At 40.3% G+C, this 18,618-nt stretch carries 15 protein-coding genes, 2 tRNA genes and 1 pseudogene; 6 read left to right on the forward strand and 12 right to left on the reverse strand.

Annotation, left to right across the window (positions count from 1 at the left end; translation table 11 throughout):
- Positions 1-6 precede the first annotated feature (6 nt).
- The gene (locus tag BLP81_RS02635) at positions 7-303 is read right to left on the reverse strand and encodes a type II toxin-antitoxin system HigB family toxin (protein WP_093365341.1); all 297 of its coding nucleotides are present in this window, start codon (positions 301-303) and stop codon (positions 7-9) included.
- 252 nt (positions 304-555) lie between these two features.
- Between BLP81_RS02635 and BLP81_RS02640 the strand changes: the two are divergent.
- Positions 556-1,529: pseudogene (locus BLP81_RS02640) on the forward strand (IS110 family transposase).
- A gap of 424 nt (positions 1,530-1,953) precedes the next feature.
- Here BLP81_RS02640 and BLP81_RS02645 read toward each other — a convergent pair.
- From BLP81_RS02645 to BLP81_RS02660, 4 genes are all read right to left on the reverse strand, one after another.
- Entirely contained in the window at positions 1,954-2,310 is a 357-nt protein-coding gene (locus BLP81_RS02645; protein WP_093365344.1) for a helix-turn-helix domain-containing protein, read from the reverse strand.
- A gap of 1 nt (position 2,311) precedes the next feature.
- A complete protein-coding gene (locus BLP81_RS02650; protein ID WP_394330525.1) occupies positions 2,312-2,647 on the reverse strand; it encodes a type II toxin-antitoxin system HigB family toxin in 336 nt (111 codons plus the stop codon).
- Positions 2,648-3,436: 789 nt separating this feature from the next.
- Positions 3,437-3,739 (reverse strand): HigA family addiction module antitoxin, encoded by a 303-nt coding sequence (locus BLP81_RS02655; RefSeq protein ID WP_093365347.1) that lies wholly within the window; start codon positions 3,737-3,739, stop codon positions 3,437-3,439.
- A gap of 11 nt (positions 3,740-3,750) precedes the next feature.
- Positions 3,751-4,032: a type II toxin-antitoxin system RelE/ParE family toxin gene (locus BLP81_RS02660; protein WP_093365350.1), complete on the reverse strand. Its 282-nt coding sequence runs from the start codon at positions 4,030-4,032 to the stop codon at positions 3,751-3,753.
- A 251-nt stretch (positions 4,033-4,283) separates the two neighbouring features.
- Between BLP81_RS02660 and BLP81_RS02670 the strand changes: the two genes are divergently transcribed.
- Positions 4,284-5,339: an IS110 family RNA-guided transposase gene (locus tag BLP81_RS02670; protein ID WP_093365356.1), complete on the forward strand. Its 1,056-nt coding sequence runs from the start codon at positions 4,284-4,286 to the stop codon at positions 5,337-5,339.
- 381 nt (positions 5,340-5,720) lie between these two features.
- On the opposite strand, the gene BLP81_RS02675 is transcribed toward BLP81_RS02670, so the two are convergent.
- Positions 5,721-6,233, reverse strand: coding sequence for a hypothetical protein (locus BLP81_RS02675; protein ID WP_143002802.1), 513 nt, complete (start codon positions 6,231-6,233; stop codon positions 5,721-5,723).
- Positions 6,234-6,901: 668 nt separating this feature from the next.
- Positions 6,902-8,068, reverse strand: a complete 1,167-nt coding sequence (locus BLP81_RS02680) for a tyrosine-type recombinase/integrase (RefSeq protein ID WP_093365472.1) — start codon at positions 8,066-8,068, stop codon at positions 6,902-6,904.
- Positions 8,069-8,485: 417 nt separating this feature from the next.
- On the opposite strand from BLP81_RS02680, the gene BLP81_RS02685 reads away from it, so the two are divergent.
- The 4 genes from BLP81_RS02685 (at position 8,486) to BLP81_RS02700 (ending at position 13,073) form a co-directional block, all read left to right on the forward strand.
- Entirely contained in the window at positions 8,486-11,065 is a 2,580-nt protein-coding gene (locus tag BLP81_RS02685; RefSeq protein ID WP_093365362.1) for a M14 family zinc carboxypeptidase, read from the forward strand.
- 318 nt (positions 11,066-11,383) lie between these two features.
- On the forward strand, positions 11,384-11,884 hold the full coding sequence (locus tag BLP81_RS02690; RefSeq protein WP_093365364.1) for a flavin reductase family protein: 501 nt from the start codon (positions 11,384-11,386) through the stop codon (positions 11,882-11,884).
- 369 nt (positions 11,885-12,253) lie between these two features.
- Positions 12,254-12,457 carry a hypothetical protein gene (locus BLP81_RS02695; protein ID WP_093365366.1) on the forward strand — a complete coding sequence of 68 codons (204 nt, stop codon included), beginning with the start codon at positions 12,254-12,256 and terminating at the stop codon, positions 12,455-12,457.
- 10 nt (positions 12,458-12,467) lie between these two features.
- Complete coding sequence (locus tag BLP81_RS02700) at positions 12,468-13,073, forward strand: hypothetical protein (protein WP_093365368.1); 606 nt, start codon at positions 12,468-12,470, stop codon at positions 13,071-13,073.
- Positions 13,074-13,416: 343 nt separating this feature from the next.
- Here the strand turns inward: BLP81_RS02700 and BLP81_RS02705 are convergent, their stop codons facing one another.
- From BLP81_RS02705 to BLP81_RS02725, 5 genes are all read right to left on the reverse strand, one after another.
- Complete coding sequence (locus BLP81_RS02705) at positions 13,417-14,706, reverse strand: hypothetical protein (RefSeq protein WP_176752671.1); 1,290 nt, start codon at positions 14,704-14,706, stop codon at positions 13,417-13,419.
- Positions 14,707-16,129: 1,423 nt separating this feature from the next.
- Positions 16,130-16,204, reverse strand: a tRNA-Val gene (locus BLP81_RS02710).
- Between the two features lie 168 nt (positions 16,205-16,372).
- Positions 16,373-16,447, reverse strand: a tRNA-Val gene (locus BLP81_RS02715).
- 59 nt (positions 16,448-16,506) lie between these two features.
- Complete coding sequence (locus BLP81_RS02720) at positions 16,507-17,727, reverse strand: bifunctional folylpolyglutamate synthase/dihydrofolate synthase (RefSeq protein WP_093365370.1); 1,221 nt, start codon at positions 17,725-17,727, stop codon at positions 16,507-16,509.
- A gap of 3 nt (positions 17,728-17,730) precedes the next feature.
- Complete coding sequence (locus tag BLP81_RS02725) at positions 17,731-18,615, reverse strand: energy transducer TonB (protein WP_093365372.1); 885 nt, start codon at positions 18,613-18,615, stop codon at positions 17,731-17,733.
- Positions 18,616-18,618 lie beyond the last annotated feature (3 nt).

Consider the following 18,618-nt stretch of genomic DNA (forward strand, 5'->3'; position numbering starts at 1 on the left):
CTTTTTTTAAATGGTGTCAGCGTTTATTTTGTCATACTCAGCGTGTGTGCCAATAAAACGGATAAACGCCCACTGCTTTTCGTAATTAAATTTAACAATAAGTCGATAAAAGTTTCCTTTAATATTGAAAACAACTCGACCATTTTTTAGAATACTTGCGGAAATGTAAGTTTGTTTAACATCGTTTGGAGAAAACCATTTTGCACTTTTTGCTGTATCGTACCAAGTTTTCAAATACTGTTCAGAGTCAGCGTGTATTTCCCAATATTCTCGTAGCGTACTTTTCGCAATTATTCGTTTCATTCATCAAATTATGTTACAAATATACAATTAGTTCTCTAATTTAGAACTATCGGGAATCTTTTTTATAATAAAGGCTAACGTTTATCGCATATGTAATTGTGGCGGGCAAACAAGCGAAAGTTATTTAGTTTTACTTTTAATTTTCTAAAAATACTATAATTTTCGGTTAATCATAAAATCCGCCATAAGTTATAGCATCCATGAAAAAGCACTAAGTCCAGTATCTTTAAAGTTCACCAAAACATATAAAGAATGAAAACTGAACTTAGTGCCGAGTTAAAGTTATACATTGGAATTGACATCCACAAGCGAAGCTGGAAAGTGCATTGTGCTACAGATTTATTTTCAGGTAAGACTTTCAGTATAAAACCCTATCCTGAGGAATTGCATAAGTATGTCACTAAACACTTTCCAGGCTATGAAGTCACCACAGCTTATATTCACCGTAAGGGCAAGGAACGTTTTACCAAGACCGATAAGATAGATGCCCAACTTATTAGCCGAGAGCTTAAAGATGGACGCTTAAAGAGCATTCCTATCCCTGATAAAGAGCGAGAGGAGCTTCGCAGTCTCTTTAGAAGGCGAAATGATTTGGTTAAGGACTACAGGCGTATCAAGAGTCTTATCAAGATGCAGTTGCTTTACTATGGTATACACATTCCCGAGGAGCATGATAACGACCATTGGAGTCATAAATTTAGAGAGTGGATAGATGAGCTGAAGTTTGAGTATTCAACAGGCAAAGAAAGTCTGGAGAGTAAGATGCGAAGCTTTCGGTTTATAGATAAAGAATTGAGAGAAGTCTCTAATCAGCTCAGGGCATATTGCAGAAAACATTACAAAAAGGACTATTATCTTTTAAGAAGCATCCCAGGAATAGGTGGTATAGTAGCCTGTGGCATATTGTCAGAACTAGGAGACCTTCGACGATTCAACAGTTTAAAACACCTGCTGGCTATGTGGGCATTGCACCAGGGCTACACCAAAGCGGATCCAGTTATAAAATTATGGGCATGAATTCGAGAGCGCACAGACTGATACGGTCTTATTTTGTAGAAGCCTCTTGGCAAGCCATAAGAACAGACCCTGTGATGCAAACTTATTACAGAAAGCATTTAGGCAAGGATACCAAGAAGATAGTCATCAAGGTATCCAGAAAGCTACTGAGTAGAACTTTAGCCGTTATAAAAACAGAAATACCTTACGAGATAGGAGTGATACAATAAAAGATGAAAATTATAGAATAGAGATAAAATTATAAACCAATAACAAAGCTCATAGAAAATCTTAAAGTCCATATCACAAAACACCGCAGGGGACTAGCTATTTAGATTACAGCTGGATCACATTTTCATAGCAAGTGGATGGACTTTTTTAACTTACACTCATAGAGATGCTGGTGGCGGTAGATATCTATTGACCACACATAGGACCTGCCTACCAAGGTACGCAGGCAGGTGCGGAGCAAGTTATTATTGTTACATTTTTATAAGCTATGAAGCAAGCTTCAAACTTTATAAAACGTGATTTAAAAATTAGTTATAAATGAGATAAGGCTAAAAGAAAAATATTATAAATTTGAACTAAGATCAGGACGATTGCTTTTCATAGGATGCGATGTTGCCCATAGTGCTTTCGTAGTGTTGATTGTTAGTAGTCCTGAATTAAAACTTCAGTAGGAATTTTTAAGCTAGCGTTTAATTTCCGAATCATATCCAAAGTCAGTTTTCGCTTTTTATTCATTATTTCACTCACTCTACTTTTAAATCCTATCATTTCCACCAAATCTTTTTGTTTCAGACCCATTTGTTCCATTCTGAAATTAATTGCTGATATCGGATCTGGCATTTCGATTGGGAAGTTTTCACTTTCATAATTATCAATCAAAATCGATAAAATTTCGAGTTCATCGCCTTCTTTCGTTCCACGTTTTGCATCAAAAATCACTTCCAAACGCTCAAGAGCATTTTTGTAATCAGCTTCGTTTCTTATTGGTTTTATTTCCATTTTAAATTTCGTTTGCGTTAATTTTATCGTATTCAGCGTGCGTTCCAATAAATCGAATCCAAGCAAGTTGATATTCAAAGTTGAATTTTACAATCAGCCGATAGTCATTACCTTTGATGTTGAATACAATTCGATTATCTTTTAAAATACTTGCATTTGGGTATTCAGATTTTAATTCGTTAATCGTTTTCCAATTTGATTTCTCGGTTTCACGATACCAAGCTTTAAGTTGCAATTCACAATCACCGTGTTTTTCCCAAAAATCTCGTAATGTTCCTCTCGAAAATATTTTCAATTCAAATTTCTTTGATGCAAATATAACTAAAAAAGTTACCATTATGATAACTTTTCGGTTTTTTCAGCATTATGGGCAACGTTATGTATATGAGCTGTGGCATGTCTAGGCACGAACCTTTCCAGATAAAAACCAGCTTCGGGAAATCCACAGGTTTTTCCAAGTGAGTACAGACCAAGCCATAGCTTATATATGGTGTGTGTGCCCAGCATGGGCATCTTTTAATATATCGAAGATATATTATTAATCTGGAGGGTGCAAGTCCCTTATAGGTAGGGGTAACGCCTTGAACTATTAGTAAGCCGCAAGGTTGCCAATTGTGAAGTTGGGACTAAAGGAAGCGGGACTACAAATTCTGATACTGACGAACAGGAATCGGATATGAGGCTACAAGGTTGGATGAGCAAGCACATCATTGTGATGTCCAAAACATTTCTTTCGAAATTAAAACCGAAGTAGTAGATCCGACAGGCATCAGGAGAAAGAAGATGTTCTTACCTGGGGAGGTCTCCATAGTCACGTGTTGGCTTAGTGGAGAAGTCAGCAGAAGTCATAGTACCTAAAGCAACGAGCTGTGCGAAGCACAGAGGTCTCACTATTAGGGAAGGACTGAATGTAATCTTTCTTGAAATTAGATTAGGAGCATTTATTTTCAATATTGGGTGACCGATTCCCTAGAAAATATGTAGCCTAATCATAAAGTAAGGAATAGTTTTAATCGGTGTAAAGAGCGATTAGAAAGATGGACTACAAACCGCCGTATACGAGACCCGTACGTACGGTGGTGTGAGAGGCGCACTCCATCAGTTACTGGCGGAGCCGTCTACTCGATCAGGCAACGTCCTTATCAGCGTACTGCTTTATTTCATTCAGCTCGTTTTCTTTATTCTCAATTCCTTCTTCGATGTCATAATCGTCTTGAAGTCCAAGCCAAAATTTAGCCGAATTACCAAAATATTTACTCAATCGTAATGCCGTGTCAGCTGTTATTCGACGTCGACCTTTTACGATTTCAGATATTCGAGTTTGAGGTATTTTCAAATCTTTAGAAAGTCGGTAAGCCGAAATTTCGAGTGGCTCAAGAAATTCGTGAAGTAAAATTTCGCCTGGATGTACATTAGCTAACTTTTCCATTTTCTCTGTTTTTAGTGATAATCGACTATTTCTACTTCGCTCGCATTTCCGCTACTCCACTCAAAAATTATTCGCCATTGTTTGTTAATTCTAATGCTATAAAAACCACTTAAATTTCCACTCAACTTTTCAAGTCGGTTCGATGGTGGAATTCTTAAATCAGCTATGTTTTGCGAATTATTCAACATTCTCAATTTTCGGCGTCCAATTTTTTGAATTTCAATCGGCATTTTCTTTACTCGATTTCCATTCCAAATTTGTTCAGTCTCTTTCGAGCGAAAAGAAACAATCATATTATTGTTTTACGTTACTAACGTCAAAGATAAGTAAAAAAATGAATGTTTGCAGAATTTTTTAAATGTTGCCTAACGTTTCTCGCATATGGCTTGTGGCGGGGTAAACAAGCGCAAGTTATTCGGTTATACTTTTTCCTTTATAAACATACCGAAATTTTCGATTCGGTAAGACTTTTAGCCATAAAACATAGCATCCATGAAAAAGCACTAAGTCCAGTATCTTTAAAGTTCACCAAAACATATAAAGTATGAAAACTGAACTTAGTGCCGAGTTAAAGTTATACATTGGAATTGACATCCACAAGCGAAGCTGGAAAGTGCATTGTGCTACCGATTTATTTGCGGGCAAGTCTTTTAGCATGAAACCCTATGCTGAGGAATTGTATAAGTATGTTGATAAACACTTTTCAGATTATGAAGTCACCACTGCTTATGAAGCGGGGTGTTGTGGATATAAAGCTCACCGCAGTTTCGAGAGTTATGGTTGGAAATCACTGGTAGTAAATCCAGCAGATATTCACCGTAAGGGCAAGGAACGCTTTACCAAGACCGATAAGATCGATGCCCAGCTTATTAGCCGAGAACTGAAAGATGGACGCTTAAAAAGTATTCCTGTCCCTGATAAAGAGCGTGAAGAATTACGTAGTCTCTTCAGAAGGCGAAATGATCTGGTGAAGGATTATCGAAGGATTAAGAGCCTTATAAAAATGCAGCTCTTGTATTATGGTGTTCATATCCCTGAGGAGCATGATAATGACCATTGGAGCCATAAGTTTAGACAGTGGATAGATGAGTTGGAGTTTGATTATTCAACGGGTAAAGGAAGCCTGGAGAGTAAGATGCGAAGCTTTCGATTTATTGATAAAGAATTGAGAGAAGTCTCCAATCAGCTCAGAGCATATTGCAGAAAACATTACAAGAAGGATTATTATCTCTTGAGAAGTATTCCAGGAATTGGCGGTATAGTTGCTTGCGGCATATTATCAGAACTAGGAGACCTTCGGCGATTCAGTAGTTTAAAACACCTGGCTGGTTATGTAGGCATTGCACCAGGGGTTCACCAAAGCGGATCCAACTACAAAACACTAGGAATGAACCCAAGAGCACACCGATTAATACGTTCTTATTTTGTGGAAGCCTCCTGGCAAGCCATAAGAACAGACCCTGTGATGCAGAATTATTATCGCAAGCATTTGGGTAAGGATACCAAGAAGATAGTCATCAAGGTAGCCAGGAAGCTACTGAGTAGAACCTTAGCCGTTATAAAAACAGAAATACCTTACGAGATAGGAGTGATACAATAAAAAACGTAAATTAGAGAATAGAAATAAAATTATAAACCAATAACAAAGCTCATAGAAAACCTTAAAGTCCATATCACAAAACATCGCAGGTGACTAGCTATTTAGATTACAGCTGGATCACATTTTCATAGCAAGTGAATGGACTTTTTTAACTTACACTCATAGAGATGCTGGTGGCGGTAGATATCTATTGACCACACATAGGATGCTGAGCAAGTTATTATTTTTACATTTTATAAGATTTGAAGCAAGCTTCAAACCTTATAAAACGTGATTTAAAAATTAGTGATAAATGAGATAGGGCTTAAAAGAAAAATATTATAAATTTGAACTAAGATCAGGACGATTGCTTTTCATAGGATGCAATGTTGTAGAGCGTTATCATTCGTGCTCCAGTTCACTTAGTGATTCAGTTTCTAATAAATCTAGTTCTAATTCGTAATCGTATTTAGGATAATAGGTCCAATATTTCTTATCAATTTTTGAATCTCTTTTTAGGATTAATTCTAAGGTATCATTTTTCGAAATAACACTTATTAGGAATTCAGTTTCGGGTTCAGATTTATTAGTAAAGTACCAACCATTAATTTCTGTCAAATCTGTTAATAGTTTTTCTGAATCAATGTTTCTTTTTTTTCCGTTCACTAATACTTTCGATTTATTCGCTAGAGCGCTCTTAGCTTTTTCGGCAATATCAGTTCTGAGAGAAGTTGATATTATCATATTAATCCCCAAAAGAAAAATAGCTGTAATAAATAAGCAAACTATTCCGATAACACCTTTTAATTGATGCTTTTTATTAAATAGGAATATGATAGAAATTATTGCTATTACAAATAACAATATTAAAAGGTAAACTGTATATTTTCTAAATTCAATTAAAAATTCAATCAATCGTCTGTCAGTTTTAATAATGCTCTACAACGTCTCGCGTATATAGTTTTGTGGCGGGAAAAATAGCGATTTATTTTCAGATTAAAAATTATCCTTAAAACAAACACAAACCATTAATTTCAGTCCTAAATCCGCCATAAACTATATGCGCTGTTCTCCCCAGAAGCTCCCGTCTGAGTGAATTATCCAATGTGATGTTTTCAGAGCTGTATTTTATTTCGAGTCTATATTGTTTCCGCTGCATTTAAATATTAACATTTTTATACTAGTTTTAATCAGACCATGAATGGGTTTAAATCAATGACCCTGAGATTCGTTTTCAGCGTGTTTGTCAGCGTAAGAGTGATTCAGCGTGTGATTGATTCAGTAGCTGACTAAAAGTCATAGTGAGTTTATTTTTTTAGCTAATCAGCTCTCAAATCAACTTAAATTTCAGCCGAAACTTCGTAAAATGCAACGCCCAAAAATTAAAGACTCTGAATGAATTTCAGTAGGAAATTTAGTCAGAGCTATTGGGGAGAACTCGTTATATGTTGATAAAACTACACGTTTTTCTGAAATAAGGCCGGGATAAACGTATGTTTTTACCATTTTAATGGGGACCTTTTATATACTACACCTTAAAAAACAAGGCAGGGGAATGAGTTTATAAAGTAAAAACTCAGCCTTTACTCCAGAGATTTACGAGCTTCCCCGGGGTCTTTACCGTCCCTGTGCAATTGCTTATGCCTGCTTACAGCCACATCCAGAGGATTTTGAATCGCACTGATGCTACGCTCCGTTACATGCGTATAAATCATCGTCGTTTCCGGTCGCGAATGGCCCAGCAGTTCCTGGATGTAGCGAATGTCAACACCGTTTTCCAGCAGGTGCGTAGCAAAACTGTGTCGCAGCGTATGCGGCGTGACCCGTTTTCTGAGTTTAGCCAGACGACAACTGCGTTTCAAAAAAGCCCTCACCGATGAGGCAGAATACGCCTTGCCTGCTTCACCCTCAAACAGAAATTGCTGGGGTTTATAAGTCCTTACATAATTTACCAGCAGCGGCTGTATGCTCCGTCCCAGCGTGGTGTGCCTGTCCTTTCTCCCTTTGCCGGATCGCACGTAAACCGACTGCCTGTCCAGATCCACATCGGCAAGCTTCAATTTTAAAACTTCGCCAATGCGCAGACCCGACGAATAAATCAGCCCCAGGAGCGCTCTGTGCTTTAAGTTGCGCGTGGCCTGTAAAATGGAAATCACCTCCTCCGTAGACAGGACTTCCGGCAGCTTTCGGTCTTTTCTCGGCATCGCAATAGCTTCGGTCTGCACCTCCGGAAAGCGGTTCAGAGTAAAAAAATGCTTCAGGGCATTCATCGCCTGCCGGTGCGAACTGATGCTGTAATTTCTCCTGGCCAAAACCCCCTCCGCAAACAACTCTATGGACCGGTTGTCCAGGTCAGATAAAGCCGTGGAATCAAAAAACTTCAGGAAAAGTTCCACAAAAGCAGAGTATGTATTCACCGTGGAAGGACTCTTGCGCTGACCTTTCAGGTACTCCTTATAAGCCTCTAAAGCCTTTAGATGTTCAGCATTCAATAAGGCTTCGGGAGCATGTTCAGCTTCGGCGTTTTGCATAGCCCTGTAATCCACCTCGCAGCCTGCAGCTCTCAGCACCCGCATCAATTGTCGCTTGGAGGCAGCCGTATTCGGAACATAAAAACAACGGTGCGTCTGCGTCCATCTGCACTGCGGAAGTTTTTTTAAGGCAGCTTTCAGTTCAGCATCAAATTCAAACCGAAGCCCTATACAGGCCGCCGTCTTATGCACCAAGGATTCCAAAACAACTGTTTTCATGCCGGACAAGGTTAAAAAGCCATCTAATATAAAACAAAATACCATACAAGCAAGATAACTGTCTGTAAATGAGCGGTTCCCATGCTGAATTTGATAAAAGACAGTCTGATTAGGTTTAGACAGGGACACCTGAAACAGCACCCGTCGCCTAAAACCCCCGTGGCTGAAAACACAAAAAAACCGCCTGTCCAGGCGATTTTTGAATTGTGCACACGCAAAAGAAAATTTGCCGATGCCCGCTGCCGCGAGCGTCTCGTTCGTGCCTTGTGCCTTTGCCTGCTGCCGCGAGCGTCCCGCTCGTGTGCTAAGGCAGGCTCGTGTGCTAAGGCAGACTTTGCATTTATTGCAATTATTGGTATTTCTTTACCTCTAAAAAATAATCTATATTAGCTTCAACGCTACTAAAAATATCTTTTTATGAAATCTATACTTTCCATTCTTTTAATACTGGCAATAGGTCACTTGCAGGCTCAGGATTATTTTTTAGAGGACCGAGGTCCTTTTGATCCCGGTATCCCAAGTCCGGAAAAATTTCTGGGCTACCCCGTAGGCTCACATCATACCCGTCACGATAGAATAGTAGCCTACCTCACCCAACTGGCAGAATTGTCTGAACGGGCAGAAATCAATCAGTATGGAGAAACCTATGAGCATCGCCCCTTGGTGATGCTTACGGTAACGGCCCCGGAGCATCTGGCTCAGCTGCCGGCACTTCAGGAAAAACATAACCGGGCGGCAGACCCCTCCAATACGGAAGATTTATCAGACCTGCCTGTGTTTGTGAATTTAGGCTACAATGTGCATGGCAATGAGCCGTCGAGTTCTGAAGCCGCTATGCTTACCGCCTATATTCTGGTGGCATCAGAAAGTGAAGAGGTCAAAAATTACATCAGTCAGGCAGTCATGATGATAGACCCTACCATCAATCCCGATGGGAGAGATCGCCATTCGCAGTGGGCCAACATGTTCAAGGGCGATCCGCTGGTTGCCGACCCTGCAGATGCAGAACATAATGAGCGCTGGCCCAGAGGACGTACCAACCACTATTGGTTCGATCTCAATCGGGACTGGTTATTAGGCATCAACCCGGAAAGCAGAGGAAAACTGAACTGGTACCACCAGTGGTATCCCAATGTGGTGACAGATTTTCATGAGATGGGAACCAGTTCCACCTATTTCTTTGAGCCTATGAAGGCCAATGCATCCAAAGACCCCATCATGCCGGCAGAGAATTATACAACCCTGAACGATAAGTTCGCAGAATACTATGTCGAAGCCCTGGACAATATTGGCTCCTTCTACTTTACCAAAGAAGCTTTTGATGGCACATACCCGGGATACGGTTCCTCTTACCCCGATTTGCAGGGCGGTTTGGGGATTTTGTTTGAACAGGCGAGTTCGCGAGGCCACCGGCAGGAAACACCTACCGGAGAAATCACCTTTGCGTTCACCATCAGAAATCAGTTGTCATCCAGTATGGCTACCGTGAAAGCGGCAGTAGAAAATAAGGATCTGCTGTATGATTATCAGCAGAGATTTTTCGAATCCGCCCTCTCCAATGCAGAAAAAAGTGATATCGAGGCCTACGTCTTCGGAGATCGGTATGATAAAAACAGAACCCGTGCTTTTATCGACAAACTCCTGTTGCATCGTGTGAAGCTGTATAAACTGGAGGAGTCCGTCAAGGTAGACGGGAAATCGTTCACACCGGATTTTGCCTATTATGTACCCACCAGACAGCCGCAGTACCGCATGGTGCAAACCATGTTTGAAACCTATGAAGAATACACCGACAGTGTTTTTTATGATGCGTCGGCCTGGTCGCTGGCCAACTTCTATAATATGGAATACGCCCCCTTAAAAAAGGCAGCCCAAACAGGCGAAGAGGTTACTCGTGAGGATTTAACACGTGAAGATATAGAGGTCACGCAATCGGATTACGCCTATCTTATCGACTGGAACGATTACAATGCACCGGCTGTGTTATGGAAACTTCAGAAAGCCGGTGTCAACGTACTTTCGGCGTTTAAGCCGTTTTCGCTGGACATAGAAGGGAAAGAAAAGGAATTTGATTATGGGACCCTGGTGATTCCTGTCAGCCGCCAGCAAATAAGTAGCGATTCCTTGTATGCGCTGGTAAAAGAGGCTGCCGCGGAACATGCAGTGGAAGTCACCTCTTCTACGAGTGGCTACAGCAGGTCCGGAGTGGATCTGGGAAGTCGTAATATACGGGCCCTGGAAAAGACCAGGCCGTTTATGCTCATCGAAGATGGCGTCTCTTCCTACGAAGCAGGGGAGGTGTGGCACCTCCTGGATACACGCGTGGATATGCCCATTACCAAAATTCCCATGCGCAATTTTGAAGAGATCGACTGGGAGCGTTACAATACGATGGTGATGGTTTCAGGAAACTATAAACAACTGGATTCTACTGATCTCAGGAAAATAAAAAGCTGGGTGAGTTTAGGAAATACGCTCATCACCATAAGAGAGGGGTCAGAGTGGGCTATAAAAAACGAATTGGTAAACGAAAAGCTGATAGGAGCAGAAGACACAGATGAAGACGCGGCTGAACAGGAGGAACAAACAACGGAAAGAAAGCCTTATGTGGAGGCTCCGGAAAATATCGGAAAGCAATCTGTAGGGGGAGCCATATTTGAGGTGGACCTGGACCTGACCCATCCGCTTGCCTTTGGCTATACCCGCGAGAAATTACCCGTTTACCGCAACAGTGAAGTCTGGATTGCACCTAGTGAAAATCCATACGCTACCGTGGCAAAATATACAGATGCCCCCCATATAGACGGGTTTATAACCGATAAAAACTTAAATGAGTTTTTAAAGCCTTCCGCTTCTTTGATCGTGAGTAAAGTAGGCAGGGGGAGAGTTGTTTTATTCGCCGATAATCCCAATTTCAGAGGCTCCTGGTATGGAACCAATCGCCTGTTTCTTAACGCTCTGTTTTTAGGTCAGCATGTTGATATTCCTTCGGAATAAATTAGGTTTTTAAGGAAAAGAAGCCGCTGCCGCGAGCGTCGCGCCTGCCTTTGCCTGCTGCCGCGAGCGTCCCGCTCGTGTGCTTAGGCAGGCTCGTGTGCTCAGGCAGGCTAGTCTTTTGGAAGATTCTGGCGCTTAAAGTCAGCCCGGTCCCCAATCTTGCCATTTTTTTAACAAAAGAGTCTGTAAAATCAAGTATATTTAGAGTTAACACATGAGATGCTTCAACTTGAGGCTCTGGTAGTTTTAACGGACCTGCAGTCTCGCCTTTATCGAAGCGTCTCGAAAACAGTTAGTTAATTAAAAAATAAAAAACCTATGAGCAAATTAGCAGAAAAATTCACGTACGGATATTACATTCTAACCGCCTTAAAAAAGGCAGATAATCTTAAAACACGCGAAGATGACTATATAGCCGCAGGAACGGTCAACTGGGTATCCCAGGTTTCCTTCTCGCCCGAAATTGTATCGGTAGCTATCGGTCAAAAAAGCGATTTGAATGAAACGATAGACTATAGCGAGCACTTCACCTTACACTTGCTGTCAGAAGACCATACAGAATACGTGAGAACATTTGGTATGAAATCAAGCATTGAGGATGGTAAGATAAACGGAGTGCCTTTTAAAAAAGAGAATGATCAGGCCATCGTAGAAGATACGCTTGGATACCTCACCTGTAAGGTGGTTAAAAGTATGAATATGGGTGATCACACCGTCTATTTTGGAGAAGTCATCAAAGAAGAGGTTCAGAAAGACAAAAAAAGCCTCTGCACCATGCAGCTTCCATCAGAATATACCAAAGACAAAGCAGAGATTTAATCAGACTACTTTAAATTAAAACATACAGCTTAGACAGGTGTCATAACTGTATCTAAAACCTCAGAAGTCCAATATTTATATTGGACTTCTGCTTTTTTTTACAAATAATTACGGCTGCAGGTATCTTCTCGTCTGTCTTTGTCCTTGAAGTAGGCTCGCGTCCTGAGAGCTGGCCTGTAAAATGTTAATACTTTTGGCGGTATGAACGTTACGCCTGCCTTTTTCCTCAGGCAGGCTTTAGTCCTCGGTTTGCCTTGTTTTCATTCTGGCTCGGTGATCTCATTTATAGCATTTATGGTTTTAATAGGTTAAAATGGCGGATAAATACAGCTTACCATAGTATATTGATAGAATCATTAAAATTTAATTATGAAAAAAATAGTATTATCAGTATTAGTGCTTGTTTTTTTAGGGGTTGTATCCTGTAAGGAGCAAACCTCTTCAAAAGAAGAGATGGAACAGGAACGCACTGTCCAGAAGATAGATTCACTGGAAAGCGAACTTGAGGAAATCAATAAAAGAATGGATAGCATATCCATGGAAGTAAAACAAACAGTAGAACAACTGAATTAAAAAAAAGAATATGAAAAATATAATATTAGTAAGTATACTCGGCGCTTTTTTATTTTTAAGTCCCAGCCAGGCATTTGCCCAGTCTAAAGGACAGGAAAAGAAAGAAAAGGCTCAGGAAAAGAAAGAGGAAGCTCAGGAAAAGAAAGAAAAGGCACAGGAAAAGAGAGAGGAAGCTCAGGAAAAACGAGAGGAAGCTGAGCGCGAAATGGATTCAGTTCAGCCTGAAGACAAGCGGGATTCTGCTGAAAGGGTTAACAAGATGTCAAAGGGCAATTCTGGAAATGCCTATGGTAAAAACAAGGGAGATATGACCGGCAGAGAGTTTGGTCAGTATCGTGCTCAAATGGTACAAAACAAAGCAAAAGAGACCGAATCCAGATTGTCTGAAACCGACAGTCTATTGGAGGATCGAAGAGAGCGCCTGAAGCGAATGAAAGAATCCCTGGAAGAAAAGGAAAAAATGCCCGAAGCCGATAAGAAAGACATCGAAGAACGAAGAGAAAGAATAAATAAAGCCGAAGAAAAACTTTCCCGATTGGATTCCTTGCTTATGGAAACCCGAGAAAAATTGAAAGCAACAAGAAGTTCACTCAGGAAAACAACACCGGAAAACTAAGGCTTTAATTCCAGGTGTTAAAATTAAGTCTGAGAGATTCCTCTAGGTATAAACTAAGAGGAATTTTCTTTTTTCGAAAAACCTTCTGTTTGCCCAGGCCATTCAAGATTAGAGTTCATTCGGACGGCAGACTCGTGCCTTGCATGGATTTGCTGAATTAATTTTGTTAATCCAGGATGATCCGCAACTGCAAATAGAGATCCAAAACCTGGAATTTTATACATTCCAGGATCATTTTCTATCCTGGCAAAGCGATGTAAATACAAAAAATGCCTCTGAACTTCATTAGGTTCAGAGGCATTTTATTATCACTAATTATAGCTTAATAATTCGCTGACACTATTTATTCACAAACTACAGCATGTGCTATTATCCAAAAGTTTCCATCACCGCTGTAAGAAACAGTAAATGAATCACTTGTTGCAGCTTCTAAATTATTAATGTTTCCGTATTGTCCGGGAGCAACAGTGGTAGGCATGTCATCTCCAAGGTATAAATGAGTTTCACTCATGGTATATCCTGGACTCATGTCGTAAGTAACAGTAATATCAGATCCGGAGACCTCAACCGTTAAAAGACCTACCTCAACTCCGTTACTTGTATTATTCTGACCAGCACCAGCCCAAATATCCAGGGTATAAGTGCCATCCTGTACTTCGGTAAACTCATGAGCCCATCCCCATCGACCATTGGTCAATCCAAGCTCAGTAAAAGTATTGTTTCCTAAAGCAAAAGCCGTTTCGCAGCCGGCTTTGGTGAAGATGTCATAATCTTCATCACAATTTTCGTTCAGGTGAAGATAGCCGTCTTCTTCATTGATTAAGTCAATTTTGTCCAAAGGCATTGTGCCTTCGTAAAGCACACCATTTACAAATAACTCTATGTAATAAGACTGCTCTTCTTTAGGAATACTTGGATCGTAAGGGAATTTTAAGCAAAGAAGTTCATTGCTTACATCTCCACTTTCAAAATCACCATCGGCTGAACCGCTCCAGATCAAATCTTCTTCAGAAGTTTCGCTTGCATTTGGATAGATAAAAGCATCCAAAGAAGCGACTTTATGTCCGGTTTCAGACTCGCAGTAGTTAGCAAATATGCATAAATTCTTAACTTCTCTAATGGCAATGTCCCAGAAAATAAATCCGAACTGAGGTGGTGTAAATTCTTCGATGCATAAGGCTTCCAGGTCGTATTCAATTTTTCTGTAATTTTCTACATTCACATTAAACGGTAATGGCTGATTTACAAACTGACCGAACTCACTGCCGGACTTAGGTGTAGCGTAAAGTGGATTGTTATCTGCATCGTAAAGTTGACTGCTGGTGACTTCATAAGTGCCTGGAGGAAGTTCTATCAGGTCGGTTTTGAAATTATCTCCCCAGGTCTTAAGATCGATGGTGTAGCTGGTTCCAGCCATTTCAATTACAGCATAAGATGCAAAAGCCATATCACAGGATTCGCCGTTCTTTTTGAAATCCGCAGCACCAGCCTTGGCAGTGCTTACTCGATCACCCGAAAATATAAATTCTACTCCGCTTGGTTCTTCTGGAACAGCCTCGTCCTGACAGGAATACATAAATAGTATAGCTATAAAAGCCATAAAGAAATTGAAAGTTCTCAATAAATTTTTCATAATTCAGTTATTTTTAAAAGGTTATTATTAATTAAGTCTTAAATACGTTCACTAATTGTCGCCCTAATGGGTGTTTTTAGCTTTATGATGCGTGATATTTCACAATAAAATTAAAAAAACAGACTCGATATGATAATTATTTTAACATAAAAAGGGCTTTCAGAAAGTTATCCACATTATGTTAAAATGCTAAAAGTCAGGTATATAATGATATCTGTATAAAATCAATAGCATTTAAAATAAAATTAAGGCTCTATTTATTGTTAATAAAAACACAAAAAAGTTGCTTTATTTTTTTTAATAATGATATTCGGCAGCTATTTCAAGACTTTAATAAAATGTAAATGCCATTCAAACTTCAATAGTGTAGTCTGTATAGAAACTTATGCTGGAGTGTTTGTGTTTTATCTCATTGTTAATTTTGGTACATAAACCATGAACATCAATGCGTTAACCCCGGCCATTTGTTTCTTGGTGATTAGGATTTTGAAGGTGAGTACTTCTCTATTTCAATTTTAATAGATTGGATAATTAACTGGATAGATCAGGAGCAACAGGAATAAAAAATAGGCTATCAATTTTGAATGAATGTACTGCATTAACTAGCGTTGATCCAGAAATGAAGTCCGCTTCTGCAAATAGAAATCCAAAACTGCTGTCGCGTTTTTTGTCAATCCATATTCAGAAGTAAATTATGTAAAGGAGGATAGTATGGATTAACTGCGTCGTTGATCCAGAAATGAAGTCCGCTTCTGCAAATAGAAATCCAAAACTGCTGTCGCGTTTTTTGTCAATCCATATTCAGAAGTAAATTATGTAAAGGAGGATAGTATGGATTAACTGCGTCGTTGATCCAGAAATGAAGTCCGCTTCTGCAAATAGAAATCCAAAACTGCTGTCGCGTTTTTTGTCAATCCATATTCAGAAGTAAATTATGTAAAGGAGAATAGTATGGATTAACTGCGTCGTTGATCCAGAAATGAAGTCCGCTTCTGCAAATAGAAATCCAAAACTGCTGTCGCAGTTTTTATGGATTTGTTTTTCCCTAATGCTGCTGCGAGCGTCTCGCCTGCCTTTGCCATCAAGCTTGATCTTGTCCTTGGAAATATGTCTGTGCTTGTTGTTTTTATTTTTCGGATTATCTAGCGTTGATCCAGAATAGATCTACGCCTGCAAATAGAAATCCAAAACCGCTGTCGCAGTTTTTTGTCAATCCATATTCAGAAGTAAATTATGTAAAGGAGAATAGTATGGATTAACTGCGTCGTTGATCCAGAAATGAAGTCCGCTTCTGCAAATAGAAATCCAAAACTGCTGTCGCAGTTTCATGAATTTTTTATTTGTCTATCCTCTTAAAGCAGAGCTTTAGAGTCTCTCCAAATAAAAAATCCAATACCTTTCGGTACTGGATTTCTGCTTGATGTGGGTCATACTGGATTCGAACCAGTGACTTCTACCCTGTCAAGGTAACACTCTGAACCAACTGAGTTAATGACCCTATTAATCGTAACACTCTGAATTCCAAAAATAACAAAATCTATGATTTTGATTTATTTTTGAGAACTCTCGAAAATTTTAGAAAATCAAAAGATTTTCTAATTATCGGAGCCAACTGAGTTAATGACCCTGCTCTAAAATAAAAAACCCTAACTTTAGCTAGGGTTAGTGGGCGATGAGGGGTTCGAACCCCCGACCCCCTCGGTGTAAACGAGGTGCTCTGAACCAGCTGAGCTAATCGCCCCAAATTGGGATTGCAAATATAAACCTTATTTTGATTTCACAAACTAAAAGTTTTATTTTTTATAAAATTTCTGCTACTGTAAATGTACTTCCTCCTACAAAAATCAAATCGCCTGCTTTGGCCTCCTTTTGCGCCGCCTTCAAGGCATTTTTAACCGTTGTGAAGGCTTTGCCGTAAAGAGAATAGGCCTTGGCTTTGTAATACAGGTCTGTAGCTTCCATTCCCCTAGGTACGTTCGGTTTTGAAAAGTAATACTTAGCCGTTACAGGGAGCAAAGGAAGAACGCTGTCCAGGTCCTTGTCATTGACAAAGCCTAACACCATATGTAAACACTCAAATTTCTCTTGCAGTACCTGCTCAATGACCAAAGTGAGACCCTCCTTGTTATGGGCTGTGTCTGCAATGACTTTAGGCTGACTTCCTAAAATTTCCCAGCGACCCCTCAGATGAGTGTTGGATTTAACTTCAGCTAAACCTTTTTTGATATTAGCATCACTGATCTGCCAGCCTTGCAGTGTATTCAAAACTTCAAGGCTTTTTAAACAGGTTTTTAAATTGAATTTTTGATAATTTCCTTTCAGATCGCAATCGGGTAGAGGAGAGTTCCAGTCTTCAGCAAAATGAATCGAAGCCCTTTCGGCTTCAGCTTTTTTTAAAAACACCCTTTTGGTTTCAGGAGTGGTTTCGCCAATCACAACAGGAACACTCTTCTTGATAATTCCCGCTTTTTCTCCAGCGATTTTGTCCAGAGTGTCTCCCAAAAAAGCCATGTGATCCATACCTATATTGGTGATAACCGAGAGGAGGGGGGTGATGACATTGGTAGAGTCGAGTCGGCCGCCCATACCCACTTCAATAATAGCAATATCTACCTTTTCAGCGGCGAAATAGTTAAATGCCATGCCCACAGTCATTTCGAAAAAAGACAGGTTTTGGGTTTCGAGGAAGGTCTTGTGACCGGCGATAAATTCAGTCACATCAGTCTTAGGAATAGGCTCGCCGTTGATTTTGATACGCTCCCTGAAGTCTTTAAGATGAGGAGAGGTATATAAACCGACTTTATAACCGGCGCTTTGCAGTACGGAAGACAGCATATGACTTACAGAGCCTTTTCCATTGGTGCCGGCCACATGAATGCTCCTGAACTGACGCTCCGGGTTTCCCAGCATTTGTGTTATAGCTAAGGTGTTGGTTAAGTCTTTTTTGTAGGCGGTTTTGCCCTGCCGCTGGTACATAGGAAGTTGCTCAAACATCCAGTGCAGCGTTTCAGTGTAGGTCATGATCTATTCAGATAATTTAAAAACGTAAGTGATAAAACCGATTTGTGTAGAGGGTGCTTTAGGATCGCTGTTGAATTTTGTGGCTAGGGCGGCACGCTTGGCTGGATCTAGCAGGCATGGATTGGAATTGGTAGTTCCTTTAGCTCCCGGCGTTGCTTTCACTACGTCGCCGCTTCTGTTGACTTCTATTCTCACGACCACTTCGCCGGACTCGTCACATTCCTGGACAAATTTCTTTTTAGAGAGGGCTTTTCTTCCTCCAAGGCGGTAGTTGCCATCCCCATCCAGACCTTTTCCGGTTCCGTAGTAGTTTTTAGCATTGGGGTCACCTTCAGGATCACCTTTATCTCCTGTTGGGATGTCGTTGCCTTCCCCGCCCTCAGTCTGACCTTCATTTTCGGGGCCGTTCATCAGACTTTCCATAGCATCGGTAACCGATTGTTCTGGTTTTTGCTCTTTTATAGGTTCCGGCTCTGGTTCTGGAGTAGGTTCAGTTGGCGTTTCCTCCACTTTCTCTTTTACTTCTTCCTTTGGCTTTTCAGGTTTTTTAATGGTTTCTTTTACAACTTCTTTTTTCTCCTCAATCACTGGGGCCTCTTCGGTCTCCTGTGTCACTACATCTTCCTGAATATCTTCAGCAGCAGTTTCTTCCACTTCTTGTGGCGGCGGAGGCGTGCTGATAGGTTGAGGTGAAGTTTTTACTGGCGCATCCGGCTGTACATCCCCGGAACCCACATCTGTTGTTCCAAAATTTATCGCAATGCCTCGCTCTTCAGGAGGATCCATATATTTTAATCCAAAGAAAAACATCAGCAAAATAAACAGGATATAGAGTCCTGTCGTGATGAAAAAGGATTTTTTCTCATGTTTGGTTTTAAATATGCTCACGAT

This window comes from Psychroflexus sediminis, assembly GCF_900099815.1.
In the GTDB taxonomy this organism is placed as follows: Bacteria; Bacteroidota; Bacteroidia; order Flavobacteriales; family Flavobacteriaceae; genus Psychroflexus; species Psychroflexus sediminis.

What these genes read in the sequence shown, in the direction of transcription:
- BLP81_RS02650 (WP_394330525.1), bottom strand. Translation starts at nt 2,647, where the DNA reads ATGGTAACTTTTTTAGTTATATTTGCATCAAAGAAATTTGAATTGAAA.
- BLP81_RS02720 (WP_093365370.1), bottom strand. Translation starts at nt 17,727, where the DNA reads ATGACCTACACTGAAACGCTGCACTGGATGTTTGAGCAACTTCCTATG.
- BLP81_RS02655 (WP_093365347.1), bottom strand. Translation starts at nt 3,739, where the DNA reads ATGGAAAAGTTAGCTAATGTACATCCAGGCGAAATTTTACTTCACGAA.
- BLP81_RS02670 (WP_093365356.1), top strand. Translation starts at nt 4,284, where the DNA reads ATGAAAACTGAACTTAGTGCCGAGTTAAAGTTATACATTGGAATTGAC.
- BLP81_RS02685 (WP_093365362.1), top strand. Translation starts at nt 8,486, where the DNA reads ATGAAATCTATACTTTCCATTCTTTTAATACTGGCAATAGGTCACTTG.
- BLP81_RS02690 (WP_093365364.1), top strand. Translation starts at nt 11,384, where the DNA reads ATGAGCAAATTAGCAGAAAAATTCACGTACGGATATTACATTCTAACC.
- BLP81_RS02660 (WP_093365350.1), bottom strand. Translation starts at nt 4,032, where the DNA reads ATGATTGTTTCTTTTCGCTCGAAAGAGACTGAACAAATTTGGAATGGA.
- BLP81_RS02645 (WP_093365344.1), bottom strand. Translation starts at nt 2,310, where the DNA reads ATGGAAATAAAACCAATAAGAAACGAAGCTGATTACAAAAATGCTCTT.
- BLP81_RS02705 (WP_176752671.1), bottom strand. Translation starts at nt 14,706, where the DNA reads ATGAAAAATTTATTGAGAACTTTCAATTTCTTTATGGCTTTTATAGCT.
- BLP81_RS02695 (WP_093365366.1), top strand. Translation starts at nt 12,254, where the DNA reads ATGAAAAAAATAGTATTATCAGTATTAGTGCTTGTTTTTTTAGGGGTT.
- BLP81_RS02680 (WP_093365472.1), bottom strand. Translation starts at nt 8,068, where the DNA reads ATGAAAACAGTTGTTTTGGAATCCTTGGTGCATAAGACGGCGGCCTGT.
- BLP81_RS02635 (WP_093365341.1), bottom strand. Translation starts at nt 303, where the DNA reads ATGAAACGAATAATTGCGAAAAGTACGCTACGAGAATATTGGGAAATA.
- BLP81_RS02700 (WP_093365368.1), top strand. Translation starts at nt 12,468, where the DNA reads ATGAAAAATATAATATTAGTAAGTATACTCGGCGCTTTTTTATTTTTA.